The 21,803-nt window shown below is 43.0% G+C and carries 22 protein-coding genes and 1 pseudogene; 11 read left to right on the forward strand and 12 right to left on the reverse strand.

From position 1 onward, the window contains the following. Positions 1 to 4: 4 nt before the first annotated feature. From SNE25_RS04150 to SNE25_RS04160, 3 genes are all read left to right on the forward strand, one after another. Positions 5 to 436, forward strand: coding sequence for a thioredoxin family protein (locus tag SNE25_RS04150; RefSeq protein ID WP_321563827.1), 432 nt, complete (start codon positions 5 to 7; stop codon positions 434 to 436). Between the two features lie 127 nt (positions 437 to 563). After that, positions 564 to 833, forward strand: coding sequence for a sigma-70 family RNA polymerase sigma factor (locus SNE25_RS04155; protein WP_321563828.1), 270 nt, complete (start codon positions 564 to 566; stop codon positions 831 to 833). Positions 834 to 1,103: 270 nt separating this feature from the next. Next, positions 1,104 to 1,391: a hypothetical protein gene (locus tag SNE25_RS04160; protein WP_321563829.1), complete on the forward strand. Its 288-nt coding sequence runs from the start codon at positions 1,104 to 1,106 to the stop codon at positions 1,389 to 1,391. 182 nt (positions 1,392 to 1,573) lie between these two features. Here SNE25_RS04160 and SNE25_RS04165 read toward each other — a convergent pair whose 3' ends face one another. From SNE25_RS04165 to SNE25_RS04220, 12 genes are all read right to left on the reverse strand, one after another. Continuing rightward, complete coding sequence (locus SNE25_RS04165) at positions 1,574 to 2,362, reverse strand: SDR family NAD(P)-dependent oxidoreductase (protein WP_321563830.1); 789 nt, start codon at positions 2,360 to 2,362, stop codon at positions 1,574 to 1,576. 128 nt (positions 2,363 to 2,490) lie between these two features. Next, positions 2,491 to 3,063 (reverse strand): sigma-70 family RNA polymerase sigma factor, encoded by a 573-nt coding sequence (locus SNE25_RS04170; RefSeq protein ID WP_321563831.1) that lies wholly within the window; start codon positions 3,061 to 3,063, stop codon positions 2,491 to 2,493. 26 nt (positions 3,064 to 3,089) lie between these two features. Further along, positions 3,090 to 4,064: a thioredoxin-disulfide reductase gene (gene trxB / locus SNE25_RS04175; RefSeq protein WP_321563832.1), complete on the reverse strand. Its 975-nt coding sequence runs from the start codon at positions 4,062 to 4,064 to the stop codon at positions 3,090 to 3,092. 5 nt (positions 4,065 to 4,069) lie between these two features. Next, complete coding sequence (locus SNE25_RS04180) at positions 4,070 to 4,513, reverse strand: protein-disulfide reductase DsbD domain-containing protein (RefSeq protein ID WP_321563833.1); 444 nt, start codon at positions 4,511 to 4,513, stop codon at positions 4,070 to 4,072. Between the two features lie 29 nt (positions 4,514 to 4,542). Further along, positions 4,543 to 5,058 carry a peptide-methionine (R)-S-oxide reductase MsrB gene (gene msrB / locus SNE25_RS04185; protein WP_321563834.1) on the reverse strand — a complete coding sequence of 172 codons (516 nt, stop codon included), beginning with the start codon at positions 5,056 to 5,058 and terminating at the stop codon, positions 4,543 to 4,545. A 9-nt stretch (positions 5,059 to 5,067) separates the two neighbouring features. Then, positions 5,068 to 5,709 carry a peptide-methionine (S)-S-oxide reductase MsrA gene (gene msrA / locus SNE25_RS04190; protein ID WP_321563835.1) on the reverse strand — a complete coding sequence of 214 codons (642 nt, stop codon included), beginning with the start codon at positions 5,707 to 5,709 and terminating at the stop codon, positions 5,068 to 5,070. 25 nt (positions 5,710 to 5,734) lie between these two features. Continuing rightward, positions 5,735 to 6,850 (reverse strand): TlpA disulfide reductase family protein, encoded by a 1,116-nt coding sequence (locus tag SNE25_RS04195; RefSeq protein WP_321563836.1) that lies wholly within the window; start codon positions 6,848 to 6,850, stop codon positions 5,735 to 5,737. Between the two features lies 1 nt (position 6,851). Next, on the reverse strand, positions 6,852 to 8,558 hold the full coding sequence (locus SNE25_RS04200) for a protein-disulfide reductase DsbD family protein (protein WP_321563837.1): 1,707 nt from the start codon (positions 8,556 to 8,558) through the stop codon (positions 6,852 to 6,854). An 81-nt stretch (positions 8,559 to 8,639) separates the two neighbouring features. Further along, entirely contained in the window at positions 8,640 to 10,112 is a 1,473-nt protein-coding gene (locus SNE25_RS04205) for a HAMP domain-containing sensor histidine kinase (RefSeq protein WP_321563838.1), read from the reverse strand. Then, positions 10,109 to 10,801, reverse strand: a complete 693-nt coding sequence (locus SNE25_RS04210; RefSeq protein WP_321563839.1) for a response regulator transcription factor — start codon at positions 10,799 to 10,801, stop codon at positions 10,109 to 10,111. Before SNE25_RS04210 ends, SNE25_RS04205 begins: the two co-directional genes overlap by 4 nt. Positions 10,802 to 10,838: 37 nt before the next feature. Further along, the gene (locus tag SNE25_RS04215) at positions 10,839 to 11,576 is read right to left on the reverse strand and encodes a DUF1223 domain-containing protein (RefSeq protein WP_321563840.1); all 738 of its coding nucleotides are present in this window, start codon (positions 11,574 to 11,576) and stop codon (positions 10,839 to 10,841) included. Positions 11,577 to 11,601: 25 nt separating this feature from the next. Continuing rightward, positions 11,602 to 11,997, reverse strand: a complete 396-nt coding sequence (locus SNE25_RS04220; RefSeq protein ID WP_321563841.1) for a hypothetical protein — start codon at positions 11,995 to 11,997, stop codon at positions 11,602 to 11,604. A 124-nt stretch (positions 11,998 to 12,121) separates the two neighbouring features. Between SNE25_RS04220 and SNE25_RS04225 the strand changes: the two genes are divergently transcribed. From SNE25_RS04225 to SNE25_RS04260, 8 genes and pseudogenes are all read left to right on the forward strand, one after another. Further along, entirely contained in the window at positions 12,122 to 12,679 is a 558-nt protein-coding gene (locus SNE25_RS04225) for an RNA polymerase sigma-70 factor (protein ID WP_321563842.1), read from the forward strand. Between the two features lie 35 nt (positions 12,680 to 12,714). After that, positions 12,715 to 13,302: pseudogene (locus SNE25_RS04230) on the forward strand (efflux RND transporter periplasmic adaptor subunit); the annotation flags it as partial. A gap of 41 nt (positions 13,303 to 13,343) precedes the next feature. Beyond that, positions 13,344 to 14,018, forward strand: coding sequence for a hemerythrin domain-containing protein (locus tag SNE25_RS04235; protein ID WP_321563843.1), 675 nt, complete (start codon positions 13,344 to 13,346; stop codon positions 14,016 to 14,018). 4 nt (positions 14,019 to 14,022) lie between these two features. Continuing rightward, positions 14,023 to 14,448: a DoxX family protein gene (locus SNE25_RS04240; RefSeq protein ID WP_321563844.1), complete on the forward strand. Its 426-nt coding sequence runs from the start codon at positions 14,023 to 14,025 to the stop codon at positions 14,446 to 14,448. Continuing rightward, on the forward strand, positions 14,438 to 15,559 hold the full coding sequence (gene chrA / locus SNE25_RS04245; protein ID WP_321563845.1) for a chromate efflux transporter: 1,122 nt from the start codon (positions 14,438 to 14,440) through the stop codon (positions 15,557 to 15,559). Before SNE25_RS04240 ends, chrA begins: the two co-directional genes overlap by 11 nt. A gap of 146 nt (positions 15,560 to 15,705) precedes the next feature. Beyond that, entirely contained in the window at positions 15,706 to 16,833 is a 1,128-nt protein-coding gene (locus SNE25_RS04250) for a FecR family protein (protein ID WP_321563846.1), read from the forward strand. A 229-nt stretch (positions 16,834 to 17,062) separates the two neighbouring features. Continuing rightward, positions 17,063 to 20,329 (forward strand): SusC/RagA family TonB-linked outer membrane protein, encoded by a 3,267-nt coding sequence (locus SNE25_RS04255; RefSeq protein WP_321563847.1) that lies wholly within the window; start codon positions 17,063 to 17,065, stop codon positions 20,327 to 20,329. Between the two features lie 11 nt (positions 20,330 to 20,340). Next, the gene (locus SNE25_RS04260; RefSeq protein WP_321563848.1) at positions 20,341 to 21,786 is read left to right on the forward strand and encodes a RagB/SusD family nutrient uptake outer membrane protein; all 1,446 of its coding nucleotides are present in this window, start codon (positions 20,341 to 20,343) and stop codon (positions 21,784 to 21,786) included. Positions 21,787 to 21,803: the final 17 nt, after the last annotated feature.

Genomic DNA, 21,803 nt, shown 5'->3' on the forward strand with positions numbered 1-21,803 from the left:
TATAATGATTTTGAATCGTAAAAATTCAGGCCTTATATGCGCCTTGATCTTGCTGCTGAGCGGACATATTTATGCTCAGCAGCCTACCGAAAAGCGTAGTGTCATATTTTATGACTCTTTCAACGCTGCTTTATCTACGGCAAAGCAACAACACAAGCCGGTTTTTGTAGATGCTTATGCGGTATGGTGTGCACCATGTCAGCAACTTAAAAAAACGACTTTTAAGAATAAAGCATTAGCAGTTTATTTCAATTCCCACTTCGTAAATGTTTCCATTGACGTAGAGAAAGGTGAAGGGGAAAAGTTCGCCGAGTTATACAATGTCAATAGTTATCCAACATTGCTCTTTATTGATGAAGATGGTAAAGTCATCGCCAAAACCGAAGGTTTCGTTGAAGCTAAATCATTGCTGAAAACCGCAGTTTCAATCAAATGAAGGTAAGATTTAACGAATTTTGCCTTCTTTTGAAAACAATAAAATTGAATTTAGATGCCATGCATGATAAAGCCATATTGGACAATTTAAAGGAACATACAAATTACAATGGCTTTAAACCAGCAAAGTGGTAGAGGATTATGCCGATTACCTGTATAATTTCGCCTTTAAAAGGTTAAGCGACGAGACTATGGCCCAGGACCTCGCACAGGATACATTTTTATCTGCCCTTGAAAAAGCAAGTCGATATCGGGCTGAAAGTTCGGAGCGCAGGTGGTTAACAGCGATCCTTAAAAATAAGATCGTTGACACCTATCGTAAAAAGGCCAATGTTTTTAGCGGCCACATACATATTGGCTCGGTAGAAGACGAGCCAGAGTTTTTGACCCTGATCTGAATGATTGGAAAATGGAGCGCTGGCCCGCTCCATTTGGGGTTGAAGATCACGACCGCTCAACAATAAAGAATTTATGAACGAGTTACAAAGGCGTATGTATGGTTAAACTTCCGTCGTTATGGATGGCTGTATTCAAACTTAAACATTTGGACGAGGAAGAAACCGGTTCCATTTGCAAAAAGCTTAGGATTACATCAGCCAATAATTGGCTGATCATCCACCGTACAAAAGTTAACCTGAGATCTTGTTTACAGAAGAATTGGATATAAGATGAAAAAGAAATTAAAAACAGAGGAAGAACGGATCGCTTATAATTGTAGAAAAGCTACGCTGTTAATTGAAAAAAAGCAGGAAATTGAATTGACTGCAAGGGAACAAATGGAACTGCAGATTCACTTAGCGGGTTGTTATATCTGCCGGGTGTATGAACAGCAAAGTGTTCTGATCAATAGTATGATGCGCCAGCTTTTCAAAACGCAGAAAGATGAGGTCAAACTCGATGATGCCTTCAAGGAACAATTGAAACAGAAGATCGCTGCTAAATTAGATAAGAATTGAATGGTGTCACATCATGTAAACCTGTCAACTGACTTAAGATTTGTACGGTAGAATCGGCATTGAGGATTTTAGCAACCTCAAACGCAGCGAACAGATATTGTGCAATTCTAATATATAAAAGGGCAGATACGCGTCTTATCACCTGAATCTACCCTTTTAAAGTAAAAGTAAATGGGGTTTAATTACATTGACCGATGTTTGGATGCTCGTTCTTTCATAGCCCAATACATACCCTTTACCTTTTCGTCATACTCCAATGGATGCTCAAAATTCAATTTGCGATTTTCCAGCATTTGAGTCCCACCGCGAAAAACGTCAATTTCACCTGCCAGCAAACCTCTGATCGTGCTTTCAGCCACAGCCTCCGGAGTGTCCATATTGCTTGTGTTGGCTGTTTTCATCATTGGTGTATCTGTGGCCGTAGGGTAAACCGTCATTACATGTATTGGGAAATCGCGCAGCTCTCTGCGTAACGCTTCAGAAAAATTTACAGTTCCTGCCTTAGCAGCCGCGTAGGTAGCGTAAAAAGGCAAGCCGATTACGCCTAGTCCGGACGAAACATTAATGATCGCAGCTTCGGTGCTTTTCTTGAGTAGCGGGAGAGCATGCTTGGTCAACAAGATCAATCCCGTAAGATTAATGTCAATTTGAGCAATAATGTCTTCATCGCTGATATCTTCCAGGGGGCCCGCGCTCACCACACCGGCGTTGTTGATCAAAATATCAAGGCCGGCCCATTCCTGGTCAACCTTTTTAATAAAGGCCATAACATCAGTGGGATTACCCACGTTTCCATGCAGGTACAAAAAGGAGGCCTCGGGATAATCCTTTGCTAATTGATTTAACTTTGCTTCGTCCCGACCTGCTACTGCAAAACTCCTTGTGCCTGATTGATAAAGTGCATCCACGATGGCTCTGCCGATTCCGCTGGACCCGCCAGTTATCAGTACTTTTTTGTCGTTTAAATTCATAAAAATTTGGTATATAAATAGATGGATATTTTCACCCTGAATAGTTCAGGGTTTCACGAAAATTAGTCGCCAAATAATTTGTTTCCTTACAAGGGTAATAAAAAAAATCACGATCGACAATTGAGCGATCAAAACCATCGCTTCTGAAGGCAAGATCTCAAACTGACTTTTGCCCGGTGAATGATTACCCAGAAATTTGATTCTGATAATTTTAACTCATCACAGATAACATCTTTCGATGAATCATCCATGTGCTTCATTGTGAAAATAGTGAGCCAAAACGGAGGCAGCTTTTTCATACAGTCCTGCAGCACATTGTTTAATTCTTTATTATGCAGCGGATCCTGATCTTCAACCCCAAATGGAGCGGGCCAGTGCTCTGTTTTCCAGTTATTCAGATCAGGATCAAAATATTCAACCCGCTCTTCGTTAGTGCCGAGCGGCACTTTGATACCCTGTCTTGATTTTTTGCGGTAAGTATCTATGATTTTATATTTTAAAATTGCTGTTAACCATGTCCTTTCGGTGCTTTTTCCTTCAAATTCCGGTAACGCTTCCAATGCGGCCAGGAAGGTTTCCTGTACAAGGTCGCGTGCCACTTCTTCATCACTTATACGGGTAATGGCGTAGCCATAGAGGTAATCTGCATGTTTATCGACCCATTTTTGGGGATTAACTGATAATTCATTCGGCAACATCATGTTTGGATTAGGAATGATATATTTTGTTAATTAACGGTTATTGAATCAATGGTTACCGCGTGGTGTTTGGCGGCGAGGTAACGCTCGGCATCTATAGCCGCCATGCAACCACTGCCTGCTGCTGTGACCGCCTGGCGGTAGATGTGATCCTGCGCATCGCCGCAACAGAATACGCCCGCTACATTTGTCCGTGTTGTGCCCGGCCTTGTTTTGATGTAACCGACCGCGTCCATATCGATCCAGCCTCTAAATATGTCGGTGTTTGGGTGATGGCCTATGGCGACAAAGAAACCGGTAACAGCCAGTTCTTTTTCAACATTCGTTTTATTGTTGATTACTTTTACGCGGGTCACATTTAAACCATCTCCCAATATTTCAACCGTTTCGGTATCATACAATAGTTCGATATTCGGGGTATTCAAAACACGGTTTATCATCGCCTTTGACGCGCGGAATTCATTGCGCCTCACCAGCATGTAAACCTTTCGGCAAAGTTTGGCCAAATAAGTGGCTTCCTCGGCGGCCGTATCACCAGCGCCAACAATGGCTACATCTTGCCCTTTAAAGAAGTAACCATCACAAACAGCACAGGCCGATACGCCAAAGCCATTGTACTTTTGCTCAGATTCAAGTCCCAGCCATTTTGCGGAAGCTCCTGTAGAAATGATTACTGCGTCGGCAGTAATTACCTGGCTGTCGTCTATTGTAATTTTATGGGGCAACGATGAGAAATCGACAGAAGTAACATAACCAAACCGAATGTCTGCGCCAAGTCGCTCCGCCTGTTTTTTAAAATTCTGCATCATTGCTGGCCCTTGAATTCCTTCGGGATAGCCGGGATAGTTTTCAACTTCCGTTGTCTGCGTTAATTGTCCGCCTTCTATGATACCTGTATATAGGACAGGTTTAAGGTCAGCGCGCGCCGCGTATATAGCGGCGGTATATCCAGCAGGCCCCGAACCGATGATCAGGCACTGCACATGTTCGTTATTTGGTATCATTGCTTTTAAAGGTTAATAGTAAAATCCAGATCTTCAGGCGGCAGGCACTTTTGGTTATTGCATGTCATATATTCTAGCTTTCCGTGCAGCGTACCTTTACCTGGTTTGAGTTTAATTCTTTGCTGAAAGACGACCGTGTTTTCGAAGTAAGACACCTTCATATTGAAGGCCTTTTCGAACTTCGTTTGGGGCTGCGGCTGGCTACTTCTTCCTATTAAGGTGTAACCTGCTGCAGGCAAGAAGGTAATGGTTGTTTTTACCGGCCCGCCTTCTTTTTGATCAAGCGAGTAAATATGCCAACTGCTTTTAATGGAGGCCTTGAGTAAAATTACTGCTTCGTTATTTTTCTCTTTCTTAAGGGCGAATGACCAGGTTACAGGTTTTTCGATTTGGCAGAAGGCATTTGTACCTATGAATGCCGCTATAATGATTAATAGTATTTTTTTCACGTGATTGAATTTTTAAATCGTTTACTGTATTATTTTTTATCCGGTTGAAAATCAAGTGATATTGAATTCATACAATACCGTTTGTAAGTCGGCGCAGGCCCGTCATCGAAGATATGGCCAAGATGTGAGCCGCATCGGGCGCAGAGAACTTCTGTCCGGTCCATTCCAAACGAATGGTCTTCTTTATAGATAACGCTGTTCTTTCGAGTCGGCTCGAAAAAGCTTGGCCAGCCGCAGGTACTGGAAAACTTTGCATTTGACCTGAATAATTCATTACCGCAAACGGCGCAGTAATAAGTTCCTTTAGCATCAGCGTTCCAGTATTTACCTGTGAAAGGGCGCTCGGTTGCTGCCTCACGGGCCGTGGCATACAAATCCGCTGGCAGGATCTTTTTCCATTCGGCGTTAGAGATATTTAACTTTTTTATATCTGTATTCGAGTAATAGGGATTATTCTCATGTCCGCTGGCGGATTTCAAATGCTGCGCAAAAGCGCCGCCTGCCAGGTAAAGTAGCAGTACAGTTGTTATGACGAATGATTTCATGATGTTTATTTATTTGTTGTTTTTTAATTTATTTGCGAATACTTTCCTGAATTTCTCCAGTTCCGGCTGGATTACATATTTGCAGTAAGGCGCACTTCCGTTCCTGCTGAAATAATTCTGATGATACCCTTCAGCTTTGTAGAATACTTTAAATGGCACTACCTGAGTTACAACAGGTTTCGGGTAAGCATGCGAATCGTTTACCTTTTTGATATAATATTCCGCCTTTTGTTTTTGGGCAGCATTATGGTAGAAAATGGCAGAACGGTATTGCGTGCCAACATCATTGCCCTGACGATTTAATTGGGTTGGATCGTGATCGGTAAAAAATACTTCTACCAGCTCATCAAATGTTATCTGTTTAGGATCGAAAAGGATATTTACCGATTCTGCATGCCCGGTTGTGCCAGTGCATACTTCTTCGTAGGTTGGATTTACAGTGTGGCCGCCTGAAAAGCCGGAGCTTACGGAAACAACGCCGCGTAGTTGTTTAAACTTCGCTTCAGCACACCAGAAACATCCCGTAGCAAATGTTGCGGTATCTAACCTGGCTTTGTTCAGTTTTGTTGTATTGTTTTTCATCACTGGAGAGGCAAACGCCGCGCCCGCTGAGGCAATGAAAAACAGGATATAAAAAATGATCTTTTTCATGATGTTTAATTTGTTACTGATATTATCAAAGTGTTTTTTTTAGAAAATCTTCCAGGTCGGTACCCCTCACATTTTTTGCAGCGATCTTTCCCTGCGGATCAATAATGAAATTGGAAGGAATGGCCTCAATATGATAAAGCTGCTCGGCGGTGCCTTGAAAGCTATTTAAATCTGATGCCTGCGTCCAGGTAAGGTGATCATCGCTAACCGCTTTTTGCCATGCGGCTTTATCTTTATCCAGCGATATGCCCAAAACATTCAAACCTTTCTGGTGGAAGTGCTGATATTGTTTTAACACATTAGGGTTCTCCTGGCGACAGGGTACGCACCATGATGCCCAAAAGTCAATCATTATCCATTTACCTTTATAATCAGAAAGTTTTACAGGCTTTCCGTTACTGTCGCTGATGGTAAACTCGGGGGCATCATGTCCAACGGACAGTGGTTTTGCTGCTGCCATTGCATTCACAAACTTTTTTACTAAAGGGTTTTTAAGCAAATCGCCGTTAATCCCATCAGCGTAGCTGATAAGCGGCATTTCAAACTTCACTGGGTCAAGAGTGCTGGCGGCATAAAAGGCTGCCAAAGACTTTTGATTATTTTTTATAAACATTATAGCCTGATGGCTGAAATCAGCCTGATTTTTTGAATAAACAGGCATCAACGCTTTGATCAGCGAGTCTGCGCTCGCAGGATGCGCTTTCAATTTGACTTCGAAATCTGCGGATATACGATTGCTGATTTCGTTAAACTTTGTAGCCAGCTCATTGAACTGCTTAATAGCATTGGAAGCATCTGATCCGGTGACGGCATAATGGTGAGTATTGTCTGCTAAATCAGCATTAACCTCAATCATATCCCCATTTTGAACTGCCAGGTCAATTTGTGTCGTATCGATCTTTAAACGATACAACTCGGGGAATGGCGATTCTTTTTTAAACTTGAAAACACCGTCAGCAGACAATTTTACCGAGTCTAAAGATTGGTATTCGCCGCTGCTATCAGCCTTTTGTAGAAATACCATTGGCTGTTTAGCTGGATGATCAATAGTGCCTGAAATGGTAAAACTTGCAGTGTCTTTACAGGAAATCAGTACAGTGGTAAACAATGTTAGCCCTGCCATAACGATCTTGCGTTTCATCTTAGTTAGTTTTATTGAATGAATTGATGCCTGATTGCAGATAGTTGTAGTAGCTGTCAGGATTATAATCGGCACCCTCCGGTGTTACCATCGGCATTTCTGTCGCCGGGTTAAGCAGCACATAAAAGGGCTGTGAGTTCGTATTGAAGCGGGTTGCCTGGATGTCGCTGTTCAATGCACCGATGTTAGTGATCTTACGATGGCTAAAGCTGCTTATGTATTGCTCGTTTGCAGGTAGTTCCGTTTTGTCATCCACGTAAAGCTGAATAAGTACGTAGCTATCTTTCAGTAAAGGCAATACTTTTTTATCGGGCCAAACGCTGGCTTCCATTTTTCGGCAGTTCACACAGGCATGACCAGTAAAATCGATAATGATCGGTTTATGAACTTTCCTGGCGTAAGCCAGCCCTTCTTTGTAGTCAAAAAATGGATTAAGGTTTAATGGCTTATCGAACAGATCGGCATATTTGTGCGCGGCCTGATCTGCAGGCGCGACAGCGGCAGTATTTGAACCGCCGCCCGAAAGTGTCGGCGTATACAAATCAAAATCCTGCGATGCCTGAGGCGGTAAAAACGCTGATATAGACTTTAGCGGAGCGCCCCACAGCCCTGGAACCATATAAACGGTAAACGAAAGGACGACAATTGCAAGGAATAATCTAGGTACGGATATATAACTTATGTCCGAATCATGGCTAAACTTTAGCTTACCTAATAAATAGAACCCTGTTAGGGCGGCGATCACGATCCACAACACCAGGAAAACTTCGCGGTCAAACCAATGCCAGTGGTAGGTCAGATCTACATTACTCAGGAATTTAAGCGACAATGCCAGTTCCAGGAATCCAAGTACCACCTTTACGCTATTTAACCAGCCTCCTGACTTCGGCAGGCTATTTAACCATGAAGGGAACATGGCAAATAATACGAATGGCAATGAAAGCGCAACCGAGAATCCGAGCATCCCTATGGCCGGGCCTAGCCTTGCGCCTGATGTAGCAGCCTGTACTAACAAGGTACCAATAATTGGGCCTGTACAACTGAATGATACCAACGCAAGAGCGGCGGCCATAAAGAATATACCAACAAATCCTTTTCTGTCGGTGTTTTCTTCTGCTTTATTGGTCCACTTATAGGGTAACGTAATTTCGAACGCCCCAAAGAAAGATGCCGCGAATACAACCAATAACAGAAAGAAAACGAAATTGAATATTCCGTTCGTCGACAGCGCATTCAATGCATCCGCACCGAAAATGATGGTGATCAGCATGCCTAGCCCCACATAGATCAGGATAATGGATAGGCCATAAATAATGGCATCTATTATGCCTTTCCTTGCCTGCGTATGTCGTTTGGTAAAAAAGCTAACCGTAAATGGCAGCATAGGAAAGATACATGGTAATAGGAGTGCCGCAAACCCGCCGATGAAACCTTCAAGAAAAATGGTCCAAAGGCTTAGCGACCGGCTACTATTGGTTGCAGGTTTTACAGAGGCGACCGCTGGATTGGTTTCTTTAGCTGGAACGACGGATTTACTTACGTCGGCTGCAGGGGTATCCGGGTTGATCGGCGTGAACTGGACGTCAGCACTACTGATACTGTCTGTTTGTAAAGAAGGGCTTGCGTAAGATTGAACGCTTAGCAGGCAAAATAATACCAGCATTATAACCGGTAGCTTTTTTAAGTGAATTATGATGGTCTTTTTCATGAGTTCTTTGAAAACTTTATGTTTCAAAGATCGCTCATGATCCCCCTTCAAATTCTCACAGAAGTATAACGTATCCTCCGTTTATCCTATCTTTTTAACTGGATAAGTATAACTATTTAGGCTGATTAAGAACCTATTAGCAGATTCTGCTGATAGGCTTGCTTTGAATTTAAAGCCGTGCAGTTTAAGGACGCGCTTAACTAAGGCAAGGCCTAATCCGGCGCCTTTTGGCCTTTTTATCGCATCTTCGTCGGCGGCATCGTTTACCCAATTGAGGATTGCCGGAGGCAATGGATCTCCGCTGTTCTCCAACTCAAGCGTTAATAAGCCGGATTCACGCTGCAGCCTGATTTTAATAAACCCACCGGGATGGGTGTACTTCACCGCATTTTCCAAGAGGTTCTGCGCAACTCTTTCCATCATGGAGATATCCGCATCCACTAGTGTATTATCTTCGCAGTTTTCGCAGCTTATTTCAATTGATTTTTGCTTTGCCTGGAATTCTGCGCCCTTGATCGTTTCCTGCAATATCTCTGAGAAAATAAAAGGTTCTTTATGCGGTATAAAATTCACTGATTCCATTTTGGAAAGCTCGAAAAGCTGTAAAACCAACTTTTCTACCTGCATGATTTTACTTAAAACCATTTCCAGGTGACGTTCCTGTTCTCCATGCGTAGTTGGCGTTTCAATTAGCATGGTTTCCGTATATCCACGTGCTATGGCAAGCGGTGTCCTCAGATCGTGTGAGATATTGGCGAGAAAAACCCTGCGTTCTTCTTCCAATAATTTGAGCCTGCGAAAGTTTTCGTCCAGCATCGCGACCATCTTATTGAACGCGTCGGCAATTGGAAAAAAATCATCGTTTTCCTTCGTGTCGAAGCGGACATTCAAATCACCGTTCTTAAATTGATCGAGCACCTGAATAACCCGGTTGTAGCTTCGCTGCAATCTACTGGTGTACAAGAGACTAAAAATGATTGTTGCAAAAATGATCATGAAAAACACTTTAGTCGCCCAGCCGCCAACCTGTGATTTGAATACGAATTCGGCTACATTCCGGTATTCTTTACTCGCCAGTATGATGTAAATATATCCAATCTTCTGATGGTCAACCTTCACCTGTGCTGCGGAGAAGATCTTCAGTGTTTCGGGGTCCCTGGGATCAATATTCCTGATCAAATGCAGATTGTCTTTCAAGTAGATCTTGATTTTATCTGTAGGTACCTGTCGCTCTTTTATCAGTGAATCCGGCGCATAATAATATTTGACATGGCCAAGTGTATCCAGGAAATATACCTCCGTATTAGGACTAACGATCATTGTATTATCAAAGACAGAATCCGCTTTATGATGATCAATGCCCTGTTTTGAAAAAAGCGGCGTAAGAGCAGCAATGCGCGGGGCCTCGTCTTTATTCAACAACTGGAGGCTTGCCTGATAATAATCACTTGTTGCATTATAAGTGATCAACACAAAGGAAACGCCTAATGCTGTAATGACTAAAAATATAAAAATACCTATGCGGGAAAATATGCTTTTTGGTCTTGTTCTCATCCTATGAATCGATAGCCGATACCCCAACTGGTTAGTATATATTCAGGTTGATCCAGGTTGGTTTCAATCTTTATTCTCAAGCGGTTGATATGCGCCGTAACGGTATGCTCGTAACCGGAAAATGTATAACCCCAAACTTGCTCAAGTAATTCCTGTCGAGTGAAGGCCTTGCCTGGATTACTTGCTAAAAGTACCAATAAATCAAACTCTTTTGGTGTAAGATCAATCCGGTTGCCTTTCAATGTAGCTTTTCTAAGATTCAAGTCAATTTGAAGGTCTTTTATGCTTATTTCGTGGGTTACCTCCGTAATTGGGGCCGTGACTTGTTCCGTTCTTCTGATCAGCGCCTTTGAGCGCGCCAACAATTCACGGATGCCAAAAGGTTTGGTCACGTAGTCATCGGCGCCGAGTTCAAGCGCCAGCACCTTATCAATCTCCTCCGATTTTGATGTAAGCATTAGAACTGCTGTTGAAATTTTATGGTCCCTGATTCCTTTGCATACTTCCATGCCGTCGATATCCGGTAAGGTAAGATCCAGAATAATAAGATCGAAAGTTCCCTGTAGTGCCTTTTCCAGACCGTCTTGGCCACTGTCGGTCGCCGTTAATAGATAGTTAGGCTCTTTATAATGGAGTTGCAATAATTGAGTGATCTGGGGATCATCTTCTACCAACAAGATCTGCTTCATTAAACGAATTGATATGTGCAAATATTAAAATAGCCTATTAGATATTTGTGCTTAGCTTGCTTGCAGCGGTTATTACCCCATTATTTGCATTTTGAACAAACGCTATAACTTCAAACTGACCGGCATCAGTTCCAGTAGGCAGTCCCAACTGCATCGTGCCCGTTTTTGAGCTATTTAGATCTACAGAAGCAAGACTTCTCGCTATCTGTACATGGCCTAAGGTGCGGCCCCGGTTTTCACCGGACTTAACTTGGCTGACAGCATCCTTTTGTACCAACACAAACACCACCTTTGTTCTCTTTGGAGAAACTACGTTGTATTTAAAATTAATTTTGCCTTTGCCAATAACAAGATCTGACAACGAAATACTTTCCTGATTAGAATGCTGCAGTTCTCGTGCAATTAAACTATGCATTTTTACGGCCTCAGAACCCACAAAGTCCGTTTTACCATTAATAATTGCTTGCGGGGTATAAACCTCGTTTGAATGTAGCCAGGTAGCATATTGCTGCTGACGCTCTGTAAAAACATGATCGCTGAATCTATCTTTCCAACCCTGCCGGTCCCAGTAATCGACATGAAAAGCTAGTACATAAACTGGTTTTCCGGTATTCTCTTGCTGAATCTTGGCAATTAGTGCGTCCGCCGGAGGACAACTCGAACAACCCTCAGAAGTAAATAATTCCACGACAGCAAAGCCAGTATTTGACTGGGCTTTAGCACCAAGAGTGAATAAACCGATAGATATAATGATCGTTAAAAATAATCTTTTCATGATTTTGATTTTGAAAGGTTGGTCGTTAGAATAAATAAAACCTTACAGAAATGATAAAAAAATCAGTTAACAACAAATGAACGAGGGCCGCAAGGTGTCTCTTGATCTCCTTATAATTTTCTTCTACATCCTCTGGGGACGCGTAATTGATCAACGGGATAGGCTTATATGCAGTTTCCTCTTTTGCTATTGCTTCGTGGTCATTTTGAATTTGGCTATGAAATAATTTTAATTGAATACGTTGATCGGGATTGTCGGCAACCATACCGACAGACTCACCGGATGAAAGCCCGGCAATCTTTGCCGCTGGAATAGCATAATCAAGATGTGTAGCCTTTGAAATAGACGTACCTTCAGTGTTAATCGTCAGACTGTTCTTATTTTGTACGTTCTTTTCAAAGTTATCTGATAACTTTTTCACGGTAAACGGAAAGTTTAAATGTGATAACCCAGCACTTGAGGTATTATTACAAATGTTAATACCATATCAATTGTATGTAAAGTTATTGATATATTTGCTATCATAGTAGAAGCTTCCCCTTAAAATGCAGACTGACTTTGAATTGTGGCGCCAGATGAAGGCAGATGATGAAGCTGCGTTTACACAAATTTATAACAGATACTGGGATGTTGCTTACAAAGCTGCTTTTAACCTGTTAAGGGATGAACAAGCGGCTATGGACATAGTGCAGGATGTTTTTATATGGCTTTGGCATAATAAAACAAAGCTTCAGATAAGCTGCCTCAAAGCTTATATTCTTACCGCAGTCAAGTTTAAAGTATTAAACGTGATAAGACAGGGAAAATTCAGGGATGAAATTCTTAAAACATTCCCTGCGCATGAAAGGATCGGTGATTTTACTGACTTGGGAATTGAGGTAAAAGAGTTAAAAACATTAATTGCTCATTTTACAGATAAATTACCTGAACAGGCACGTAAAATTTTCCACTTAAGCAGAAATGAGCATCTGTCACATAAAGCAATAGCCGAACAGCTAGGTATTTCAGAAAAAACAGTAAAAAATCAAATGAATATTTCGCTTAAAAAACTGAGAAGTTTCCTCGGCAGGATGTCATTTTGGATGTATTTATTTTTTATGTGAATTTTCTTTTTTAGTCTGCCGCAAACGCTAATGCAGCGATCGCCGATTACCTGACGATCAGGTCACCGTTCAATGGCGTGGTAACGGCCAGAAACATTTTTAAAGGGGATTACGTGGATAATGTGGGAAAAACATTGCTGTTCACCGTGGAAGATAATTCGGTATTACGCATCGACGTCACCGTCCCGGAAGCTTATACCTCCACCGCCTTGAGCGATAATACGGCCAGCTTTACCGTTGCCGCCAATTCCGGACAGGTGTATAAGGCTCGTTTGGCGCGAAAGTCGGAAGCTATCGACCCGCAGGTTCGCGGTGAGATCTGGGAATTTACCCTTCCGGGTACCGGAACAGGGCTTAAACCGGGCATGTTTGCGCAGGTGAACCTGCCGGTAAACAGGCCACATCCCGGAATCATGGTCCCCTATAAAGCTGTGGTGACCACAGAAGAACGCAAGTTCGTGATCAGGGTGGAAAACGGAAAAGCGCAATGGGTAGATGTGCGGGCCGGGGTCACCAACGGTGACCGGACGGAAATTGCCGGAAATATAAAACTTGGTGACCAGTTGATCAGTTCTCCTAATGAGGAGATCAAAGACGGCCAGCCTGTCAAAGTAAAACATTAAAGCGTAAAGCTATGGAAAAGGAGAAGGAAAATGAGCGTCACTTGCAGGATCGGAGGAGCTTTTTAACCAAAAGCGGTATCCTTTTGGCGTCAGGAGCAGCATTACTGACCAGCTGCGAAGAAAAAGACGGCGATGAAGACGTATCCACTAATGAGGACCTGATGCGCGAGCATGGTGTGCTGAAGCGGATATTACTGATCTATGACGAGGCGGCCAACCGCCTGACTTCCGGCAATGATCTGGAGATCGCATTGGTCGGGCAGTCGGCACAACTGATCAAGACCTTTATTGAAGACTATCATGAAAAGCTGGAGGAAGATCACCTGTTCCCCCGCTTTGAAAAAGCCGGGCAACTGGTGGACCTGGTAAAAACGCTCCGAATTCAGCATGAAAAAGGCCGCATACTGACACAACGGGTCATTGCGGCAACCCGGAAACAGCAACTGACCGAAGCCGAAAGAGCGGCAGTCGCTGGTGACCTGCGCTGGTTCATCCGGATGTACAGCCCGCATGAGGCAAGAGAGGATACTGTTCTGTTTCCGGCGCTGCACAAACTCATTTCCAAGCATGAGTATGATTCCCTGGGCGAAGATTTCGAGAAAAAAGAAAAGCAGCAATTCGGGGGTGATGGGTTCGATATGGCTGTTGATCACGTGACCGCCATTGAAAAGAAAATGAATATTTACGATCTTAATCTTTTTACACCGCCCGTTTAAGCCGATGAAAAGACCACCATTTTATCCTTTCGCAGGCAACGTGATCGTCCGGCTGCTGGTCGGCCTTGTTTTCCTTTCTGAAGGCATACAAAAATTGCTGTTCCCGGTCGCGAACGGTTCGGGGCGCTTTCAAAAGATCGGCATTCCGTACCCGGATTTTTTTGGCCCGTTCGTAGGAATAACAGAGATCGTTTGTGGTCTGTTGTTACTGATCGGTTTGTTTGGCAGGATAGCGGCTATACCGCTGCTGATCGTGATCCTCACGGCGATCTGTACCACCAAAATACCGGAATTAATGAGCGACGGTTTCTGGAAAACCGCCCATGATGGCAAGGCCGATTTCAGTATGCTCATGGGGCTGATCTTTATCCTCATTTTCGGATCAGGCCTTTATTCGCTTGACGAGTTAAGGAACCGGCGTGGAAAATAGTCGCCTGCGGGAAGTCGCAAGGGTTTTTCTGAAGCTTGGTTTTCTTGGTTTCGGCGGTCCTGCGGTACATATCGCGATGATGGAAGAAGAGGTGGTTCGTAAACGGCAGTGGATGACGCACGAACATTTCCTCGACCTGATCGGTGCGACCAACCTGATCCCCGGCCCTAATTCCACGGAAATGGCCTTGCATTGCGGTAAGGAACGCGCCGGTCGGAAAGGTTTGCTGATCGCCGGTGCTTGCTTCATCCTGCCTGCGGTATTCATTACCGGCCTGTTCGCCTGGCTGTATCAACAATATGGGACTTCGCCGCAGGTGCAGCCCTTTATCTATGGCATTAAGCCGGCTATCATCGGTGTCCTTGTTTCCCTGATGACCACACTCGGAAAAAAGGCGATTAAGTCTTACGAACTGGCTATCCTGGGCATTGCCGCTTTAGCGATGGCCATATTTGGTGTAAACGAAGCGATCATCCTGTTTGGAACCGGTGCGTTGGGCATGGTGATCTACACCTTAAAAAGCCGTCCGGCGCAATTATCCGTCTTCATTCCATTATTATCGCTCAGCATTGCTGCGCCACATAACAAAACGGAAAACTGGAAGATATTCTGGATATTCCTGAAGGTCGGTTCCATTTTATATGGCAGCGGCTATGTCCTCTTTTCTTTCCTCAACAGTGAATTGGTTAAACCTGGCATGTTGTCGCAGCAAGTGTTGACAGATGCTATAGCGGTGGGACAATTCACGCCAGGCCCGGTATTTTCATCCGCTACTTTTATCGGCTGGCAAATGAACGGTTTCAGTGGTGCAGCGCTGGCTACAGTGGGGATATTTATGCCGTCTTTTCTGTTTGTGGGTTTATTAAATCCATTAGTTTCCCGCATGCGGAAGTCAAAATTATTGTCAGCATTCCTTGATGCGGTGAATGTTTCAGCTATTGCATTGATCCTGGTGGTGTGCTTCGAATTGGGCAAATCGGCGATCACCGGCTGGCAAAGCATTGTTATTGCATTATTGGGATTTGCGGCCAGCTTTTATTTTAAGAAGCTGAACACCGCATTTGTCATTATCGGCGGCGCAGTACTTGGTTACCTTTTTACGGTTTTATAAAGTAATGCCGTCTCATCAAACGTGAAAAAAGTGTCTCATTAAAAGAGAAAATTCACATTTTAGAAAAAAAATTCAATTCCTCTTGGGCCCAACCCTCTGTTGATGTGCCTTAATATTGTATCAGGCAAAATAAAGCTTGAACATCAATGGAACGGGAAGATTTAAAAAGTTTAGCAGAAAAGATTTTAAATGGCGAGGCTTCTGACGAAGAAATAGCCCACTATATTTCATGGTTCAATTCCTACCAAGATCCTCTTACCGTTATTGAGCACGCTGATGAAAAAAAGGCCGCTATTTATGCCGGCATTGAAAATTCCATAAGCCGACCCAGAAACAATATACGATTGATGCTGCGTGTTGCAGCAGCCGCTGTGGTAATTTTTGCCCTTACTATAACTACTTACAGCTTATTACAAAAGAAGAGCAATATCCCGACGACCATGGTGTTAGCTGAAAGGGATATCAAACCCGGAGGCAATAGGGCTACTCTGACTTTATCAAATGGTAAGCAGATTGTACTTGATGACGCTAAATCTGGCCGTATAGCCGAAGAACAAGGAATAGGAATAAGAAAAAACAAAAACGGTCAGGTGGTTTATGATCTTTCCACTGCGGCAACTGGTGGAGTATCGCATCCAATGAACACTATCAGTACGCCGAGAGGCGGACAATATGAGGTTATATTGCCCGACGGTACCAAAGTCTGGCTTAACGCCGCGTCTTCATTGACCTTTCCTGCTTTGTTTAGCGGCAACGAGCGAGTTGTTGAATTAACGGGAGAAGGTTATTTCGAGGTGACCAAAGATAAAGCTCATCCTTTCCGGGTTAAATGTCAGAAGCAACAAATAGAAGTATTGGGGACACACTTTGATATCAACGCGTATACAGACGAAAAAGCAGTAAAAACAACATTGCTGGAAGGTGCGGTACGTGTAGTGAGCGGTTCAAAAGAAGCGATGCTCATACCGGGGCAACAGAGTCTTGTTACTTCGGTTAAAAACACCACCCAAATAGCCGTTGACCAAAGCGTAAATCTAAATCAAGTAGTAGCCTGGAAAAACGGGTTGTTTTCATTTAACGAAACCGACATACCGACTTTAATGCGTCAGATCAGCCGTTGGTATGATGTTGATATTGTTTATGAGGGTAAAATTCCGGAAGATAAGTTTACCGGAAACCTATCCAGGTCTGTAAATCTTTCCAATGTTTTCAGACTTCTTCAATTTACTGGTATTGATTTTAAAATAGAAGGGAGAAAAGTAATTATCAGATAATCGGCAAACTGTAATTTACTAAACAATCAGCAGCAAGGTTGCCAGATTGGGGTAGTGGCAAAAAAACCGGAAAGTGTTGCAAGCACCTTCCGGCAATATCTTGGGCTATCCGACTAGACTATTGTGACATAATATTTTCTCTAACCCAAAACCAAACAAAAGTATGCAAATTTCTACTTTTTGTGCGCCGTGTATTAAAAAAACGCGGCTCAAAAAACTATTAAAGGTTATGAAGTTAACCGTCTTTTTAATTCTCGTTGGTTTATTACAGGTAAGTGCATCAAGCGTTGCACAACAGATTAGCCTGTCAGAAAAAAACATTCCACTTGAAAAGCTCTTCAAGAAGCTCGAAAATCAAACGGGTTATACCTTCTTATACAAGGCTGAAACATTAAAAGGTTTCGCCAATGTAAATGTCGAAATTAATGATGCAACGATTGCAGACGTCCTTAATAAATGCTTTGAAAATAAGCCTTTGGAATACCTTATTATTGACAAGAGCATAGTCGTAAAACGTAAGACCGCTCCTGCAACAACGACAGTAAAGCCAACAATTTATGTAGAAGGTACAGTGGTAAATGTAAGTGGCCAGCCGTTGCGGGGCGTCACTATTAAATTAAAAGGGACAAATTATGGTTGGACTACAGATACAAAAGGCCAGTTTAAGGCAATTGTTGTTGATGAGTCTGCCATATTTCAATTTAGTTTCATTGGTTATGTAACCAAAGAACTTCCGGTTAAAGGTCTACAGAACCCTGTAACGATAACCATGAATGAAGACATTAGTAAATTAGATGAGGTACAGGTAATTGCTTATGGCCAAACCACACGCCGGTTTAATGTCGGAGATCAGACTACGGTTAGCGCCAAAGAGATTGAAAAATATCCCGTAAATAACGTTTTGTCGGTACTGCAGGGCACTGTTCCTGGCATGGTAGTCAGTCAGTCTACAGGTCAGGCGGGAAGCAGTTATAATGTGGTTATCAGAGGGCAAAATGGATTGAGCACAGGTTCGTCGCCGCTCTATGTTGTTGATGGAATTCCCTATGATGGTGGTGGATATACCTCTCAAAAATCCAGCAGACTCGGTTCAAATAACCAAGCTTATAACGCCTTAAGCCTCATTAATCCATTAGATATTGAAAGCATTGATGTGTTAAAAGATGCAGCGGCCACTTCTATTTATGGTTCCAGGGGGGCTAATGGTGTTATATTGATTACAACTAAAAAGGGAAAATCAGGCGATACCAGAATTGACGTTAACGTTTATAGCGGCATCAGCCAAGCGCTTATTGCACCACAACTGTTAAATACACAGCAATATCTGCAATTGCGCAGGGAAGCAAAGAAAAATGATAATGCAGCGATATTGCCTACGGATTATGATCTTAATGGAACCTGGGATACCACACGGTATACCAATTGGCCCAAATTGTTCCTGAAGGGCACCGGTTACAGTACTAATACCCAGGCTAGCATATCGGGCGGTAATAATAATATTTCTTACCTGGTAAGCGGCAATTACAGGCGCACGACCAATGTGCAGCAATTGATTGGAGGCGCGGACCAAACCTCTTCATTGCATTTTAATCTTAACACGGCTAGTAATAATAAAAGGTTTACTATGCAGTTTACAGGGGGCTATACCTATGATTTCAACAATATACCTAACTTCGATCTAAGCTCTTTTGCATCCATTGCGCCTAATTCTCCCGACCTTTATATGCCGGATGGCTCACTGAATTTTCAGAACAATACCTTTTTGAATCCTCTTTTATCTTCGAAACTGATAGCCAGAACCTCTCTTTCGAATATGATTAGCAGTCTTACTGCTAGCTATATCTTAGCAAAGGGCTTGAAAGCGCAGGCAACGGTTGGGTATAATAAACAATCAGTAAATGAATTTTTAGCTAGTCCGCTGGCTGCCCTTTCACCAAGTTCCATTGCGCAGGGCGGTAAGGGCCTTGCGGACTATACCTGGAACAATAAAGCATTTTGGAGCATTGAACCACAACTGGAATATAAAAGTACCATTGGCAAGGGTGCACTTAATGTGTTAGCTGGTGCCAGCTTGCAAAAACAAATACAGGATGTTACACAATTGGAAGCTAGCGGGTATACCAATGATTTGCTGATTAATAACATCTCTGCAGGAACCCGTATTGCCAGCTTGGGGAGTGGATATAGTGCCTATAATTATAAATATAGTGCATTATATTCCAGAGCTAGTTATAACTGGGACGGTAAATATATCATTGAGTTCTCTGGAAGGTACGATGGTTCGAGCAAATTTGGCCAGGACCGTCAATACCATTTCTTTTATGCCACCGGTGCGGAGTGGATATTTAGTTCAGAAAACTTTTTCAAGGATGTATTGCCAATCATCAGTTTCGGCAGAATAAAAGGAAGTTACGGTACAACCGGTAATGACCAGCTTCCAGCCTATCAGTATCTTGAGAACTTTTCACCGTTTACTTCCACAAACCCCTATCAGGGCATTCCGGGCATCACGCCGACCAACCTACCTAATCCATATTTAAGCTGGGAAACGGTTGCTAAAGGAAATATTGGACTTGAAATCCAGTTTCTTAAGGGAAGAATTGGTTTACAAGGTAATTTCTTCAGAAACCGTACGACTGGTATACTTTCAGCGGTACCATTATCGTCAACCACTGGGTTTGCTACCATTACCCAGAATATAGATGCCAAAGTTCAAAATAAAGGTTTTGACCTTACATTGAATACGATCAATATTCAATCTAAGGGTATCGTTTGGTCAACCAACTTTATATTTACGAGGCAGGTCAACGCATTATTGTCGTATCCCAATCCTAACTTGGCTATACAAGAACTGTTGAATCAATCGGTGGGAGCCATTTTGGTTAACCGATATGCCGGCGTTAACCCACAAACAGGCCTTTATCAATTTTATGACAGAAACGGAAATATTGTTTCAGCGCCATCCAGTTCCGGAGCAGACCAAGTTAAAACGGTTAGTACTACTCCCCAATATTTTGGTTCTGTATCCAATTCTATAACCTTTAAAGGTGTTACGCTCAGTTTCCTTTTCCGCGGGGTCAAACAATTAGGGACGAGCAGCTTTGCACAAATCCTAGGTGGCCTGGTGCCAGGATTACCAAACGCAAATTATTCTACTGAAGTGCTGGATCATTGGCAGAAAGCCGGCGATATAACGAAGTTTGGTAAGCTCACCAGCAGTTTTAGCCCTACCCTGATTAATGGTTTAAGTATCAATAGAAACGTGGATGCTTATTACGGAGATGCCTCTTACATCAGACTGCAGAATGCATCGCTCGCTTATCAATTCAATGATGTAATTGCGAAAAAAATTCACTTGCGTAACCTGCGTGTTTATATGTTGGGAGAAAACTTAGCTACAATTAGCAATTACAAATTCTCTGACCCTGAGACGCAGAATTATTTGAGAATATCTCCGTTACGTACAATCACCTTTGGGATACAAGCATCACTTTAAAAAGAAGAATCATGAAACTTAGAAAGATATATTCAACCTCTATATTTATAAGCTCCTTGGTTATACTGAGCGGGCTCACACCAGGCTGTAAAAAAGCAATTGAAGTGGGTCCGTCACTAGTGGCAGGAAACAGCAGCAATGTCTTTTTGACAAATAATTCCGCTCAAGCCGTAGTATCCGGGGTATACACCAGGTTATCTACCGGCTCATTTTTTCAGGGCACGAGCAGTATCAGCTTAAATATGGGACTTGCGGCTGATGAGTTAATGAATATCAGCTCCGCCAGTTCTTCATACGGCACATTTTATCAAAACACCTACAATCCGCTTTCTCCACCCCCTTTCTGGTCCGAATTCTATAAAGTCCTGTTTTCCTGCAATACCGCGATTAATGGAATTTCGGGCTCCTCGACGATTGATGCCGGCGTAAAGAAACAGCTGATTGGTGAGTTAAAGTTTCTGCGTGCTTACACTTATTTCTATGCGGTAAATTTATACGGAACCCCTCCGTTAACAACGAGCGACGATTATACCGTTAACGGAAACTTAGCCAATAGTGCTGCAGACGACACCTATAAACAAATTTTACAGGACCTTACAGATGCACAAGCTGCGCTGTCTGACAATGTATATGTTGATGCTTCCGGCGCGGCCGTTACTGACAGGGTAAGGCCTAACAAACAGGTAGCCAGTGCAATGCTGGCGAGGGTGTATCTGTATCTGCAAGATTGGAAAAACGCCGAAATCCAGGCCAGTGCTATAATTAACAACTCTAACTATTTACTGGTACCGAACCTCAATCAGGTTTTTCTAAAAGGAAGCAAAGAAACCATCTGGGCATTGCAGCCTGTATCGCAACTATATTTAAACACTATTGATGCTTATTATTTAGTTGTTAACGCAAGTTACGCCGCTACCACGCAGCTACCTTTAAATACCAATAACCTGGTAAAAGCGTTCGAAACCGGAGATGCACGTTTAACCAACTGGACAGGGACTTACACGACGACCACGGCACCGGTAACCACCTATTATTATGCTTATAAATACAAAGTTGCCTCATTAAGTTCAACGATCGCTGTTACGGAGTATCCTATCGCCATGAGACTTGCAGAGCAGTATCTGATACGGGCGGAAGCACGTGCTCAGCAGAATAATCTGACTGGAGCAGCAGCTGATCTTAATGCTATCCGCACCCGGGCCGGACTAGCCAATACTACCGCAAGCACGCAAGCAAATCTTTTAAACGCTATTCTGCATGAACGTCAGGTAGAGCTGTTTAGCGAATGGGGACACCGGTGGTTCGATTTGAAACGTTCCAATAAACTGGACGCTGTAATGAATGTGGTCGCACCCCAAAAGGGAGGCAGCTGGGCCAGCTTTAAACAATTAATGCCTGTCCCTTCAAATGATATCCGGGCAGATGCGAATTTACAACAGAATCCGGGATATAATTAAAATCAAACATGCGGGTG

This window comes from Mucilaginibacter sabulilitoris (assembly GCF_034262375.1).
GTDB classification, from domain to species: Bacteria; Bacteroidota; Bacteroidia; order Sphingobacteriales; family Sphingobacteriaceae; genus Mucilaginibacter; species Mucilaginibacter sabulilitoris.

Bases quoted from the DNA above. Each gene is read 5' to 3' on its own strand.
- SNE25_RS04260 (WP_321563848.1), top strand. From the start codon at position 20,341: ATGAAACTTAGAAAGATATATTCAACCTCTATATTTATAAGCTCCTTG.
- SNE25_RS04250 (WP_321563846.1), top strand. From the start codon at position 15,706: ATGGAACGGGAAGATTTAAAAAGTTTAGCAGAAAAGATTTTAAATGGC.
- SNE25_RS04200 (WP_321563837.1), bottom strand. From the start codon at position 8,558: ATGAAAAAGACCATCATAATTCACTTAAAAAAGCTACCGGTTATAATG.
- msrA (WP_321563835.1), bottom strand. From the start codon at position 5,709: ATGAAAAAGATCATTTTTTATATCCTGTTTTTCATTGCCTCAGCGGGC.
- SNE25_RS04255 (WP_321563847.1), top strand. From the start codon at position 17,063: ATGAAGTTAACCGTCTTTTTAATTCTCGTTGGTTTATTACAGGTAAGT.
- SNE25_RS04240 (WP_321563844.1), top strand. From the start codon at position 14,023: ATGAAAAGACCACCATTTTATCCTTTCGCAGGCAACGTGATCGTCCGG.
- SNE25_RS04225 (WP_321563842.1), top strand. From the start codon at position 12,122: ATGCAGACTGACTTTGAATTGTGGCGCCAGATGAAGGCAGATGATGAA.
- trxB (WP_321563832.1), bottom strand. From the start codon at position 4,064: ATGATACCAAATAACGAACATGTGCAGTGCCTGATCATCGGTTCGGGG.
- SNE25_RS04210 (WP_321563839.1), bottom strand. From the start codon at position 10,801: ATGAAGCAGATCTTGTTGGTAGAAGATGATCCCCAGATCACTCAATTA.
- SNE25_RS04215 (WP_321563840.1), bottom strand. From the start codon at position 11,576: ATGAAAAGATTATTTTTAACGATCATTATATCTATCGGTTTATTCACT.
- SNE25_RS04195 (WP_321563836.1), bottom strand. From the start codon at position 6,850: ATGAAACGCAAGATCGTTATGGCAGGGCTAACATTGTTTACCACTGTA.
- msrB (WP_321563834.1), bottom strand. From the start codon at position 5,058: ATGAAATCATTCGTCATAACAACTGTACTGCTACTTTACCTGGCAGGC.
- SNE25_RS04160 (WP_321563829.1), top strand. From the start codon at position 1,104: ATGAAAAAGAAATTAAAAACAGAGGAAGAACGGATCGCTTATAATTGT.
- SNE25_RS04165 (WP_321563830.1), bottom strand. From the start codon at position 2,362: ATGAATTTAAACGACAAAAAAGTACTGATAACTGGCGGGTCCAGCGGA.
- SNE25_RS04170 (WP_321563831.1), bottom strand. From the start codon at position 3,063: ATGATGTTGCCGAATGAATTATCAGTTAATCCCCAAAAATGGGTCGAT.
- SNE25_RS04205 (WP_321563838.1), bottom strand. From the start codon at position 10,112: ATGAGAACAAGACCAAAAAGCATATTTTCCCGCATAGGTATTTTTATA.
- SNE25_RS04150 (WP_321563827.1), top strand. From the start codon at position 5: ATGATTTTGAATCGTAAAAATTCAGGCCTTATATGCGCCTTGATCTTG.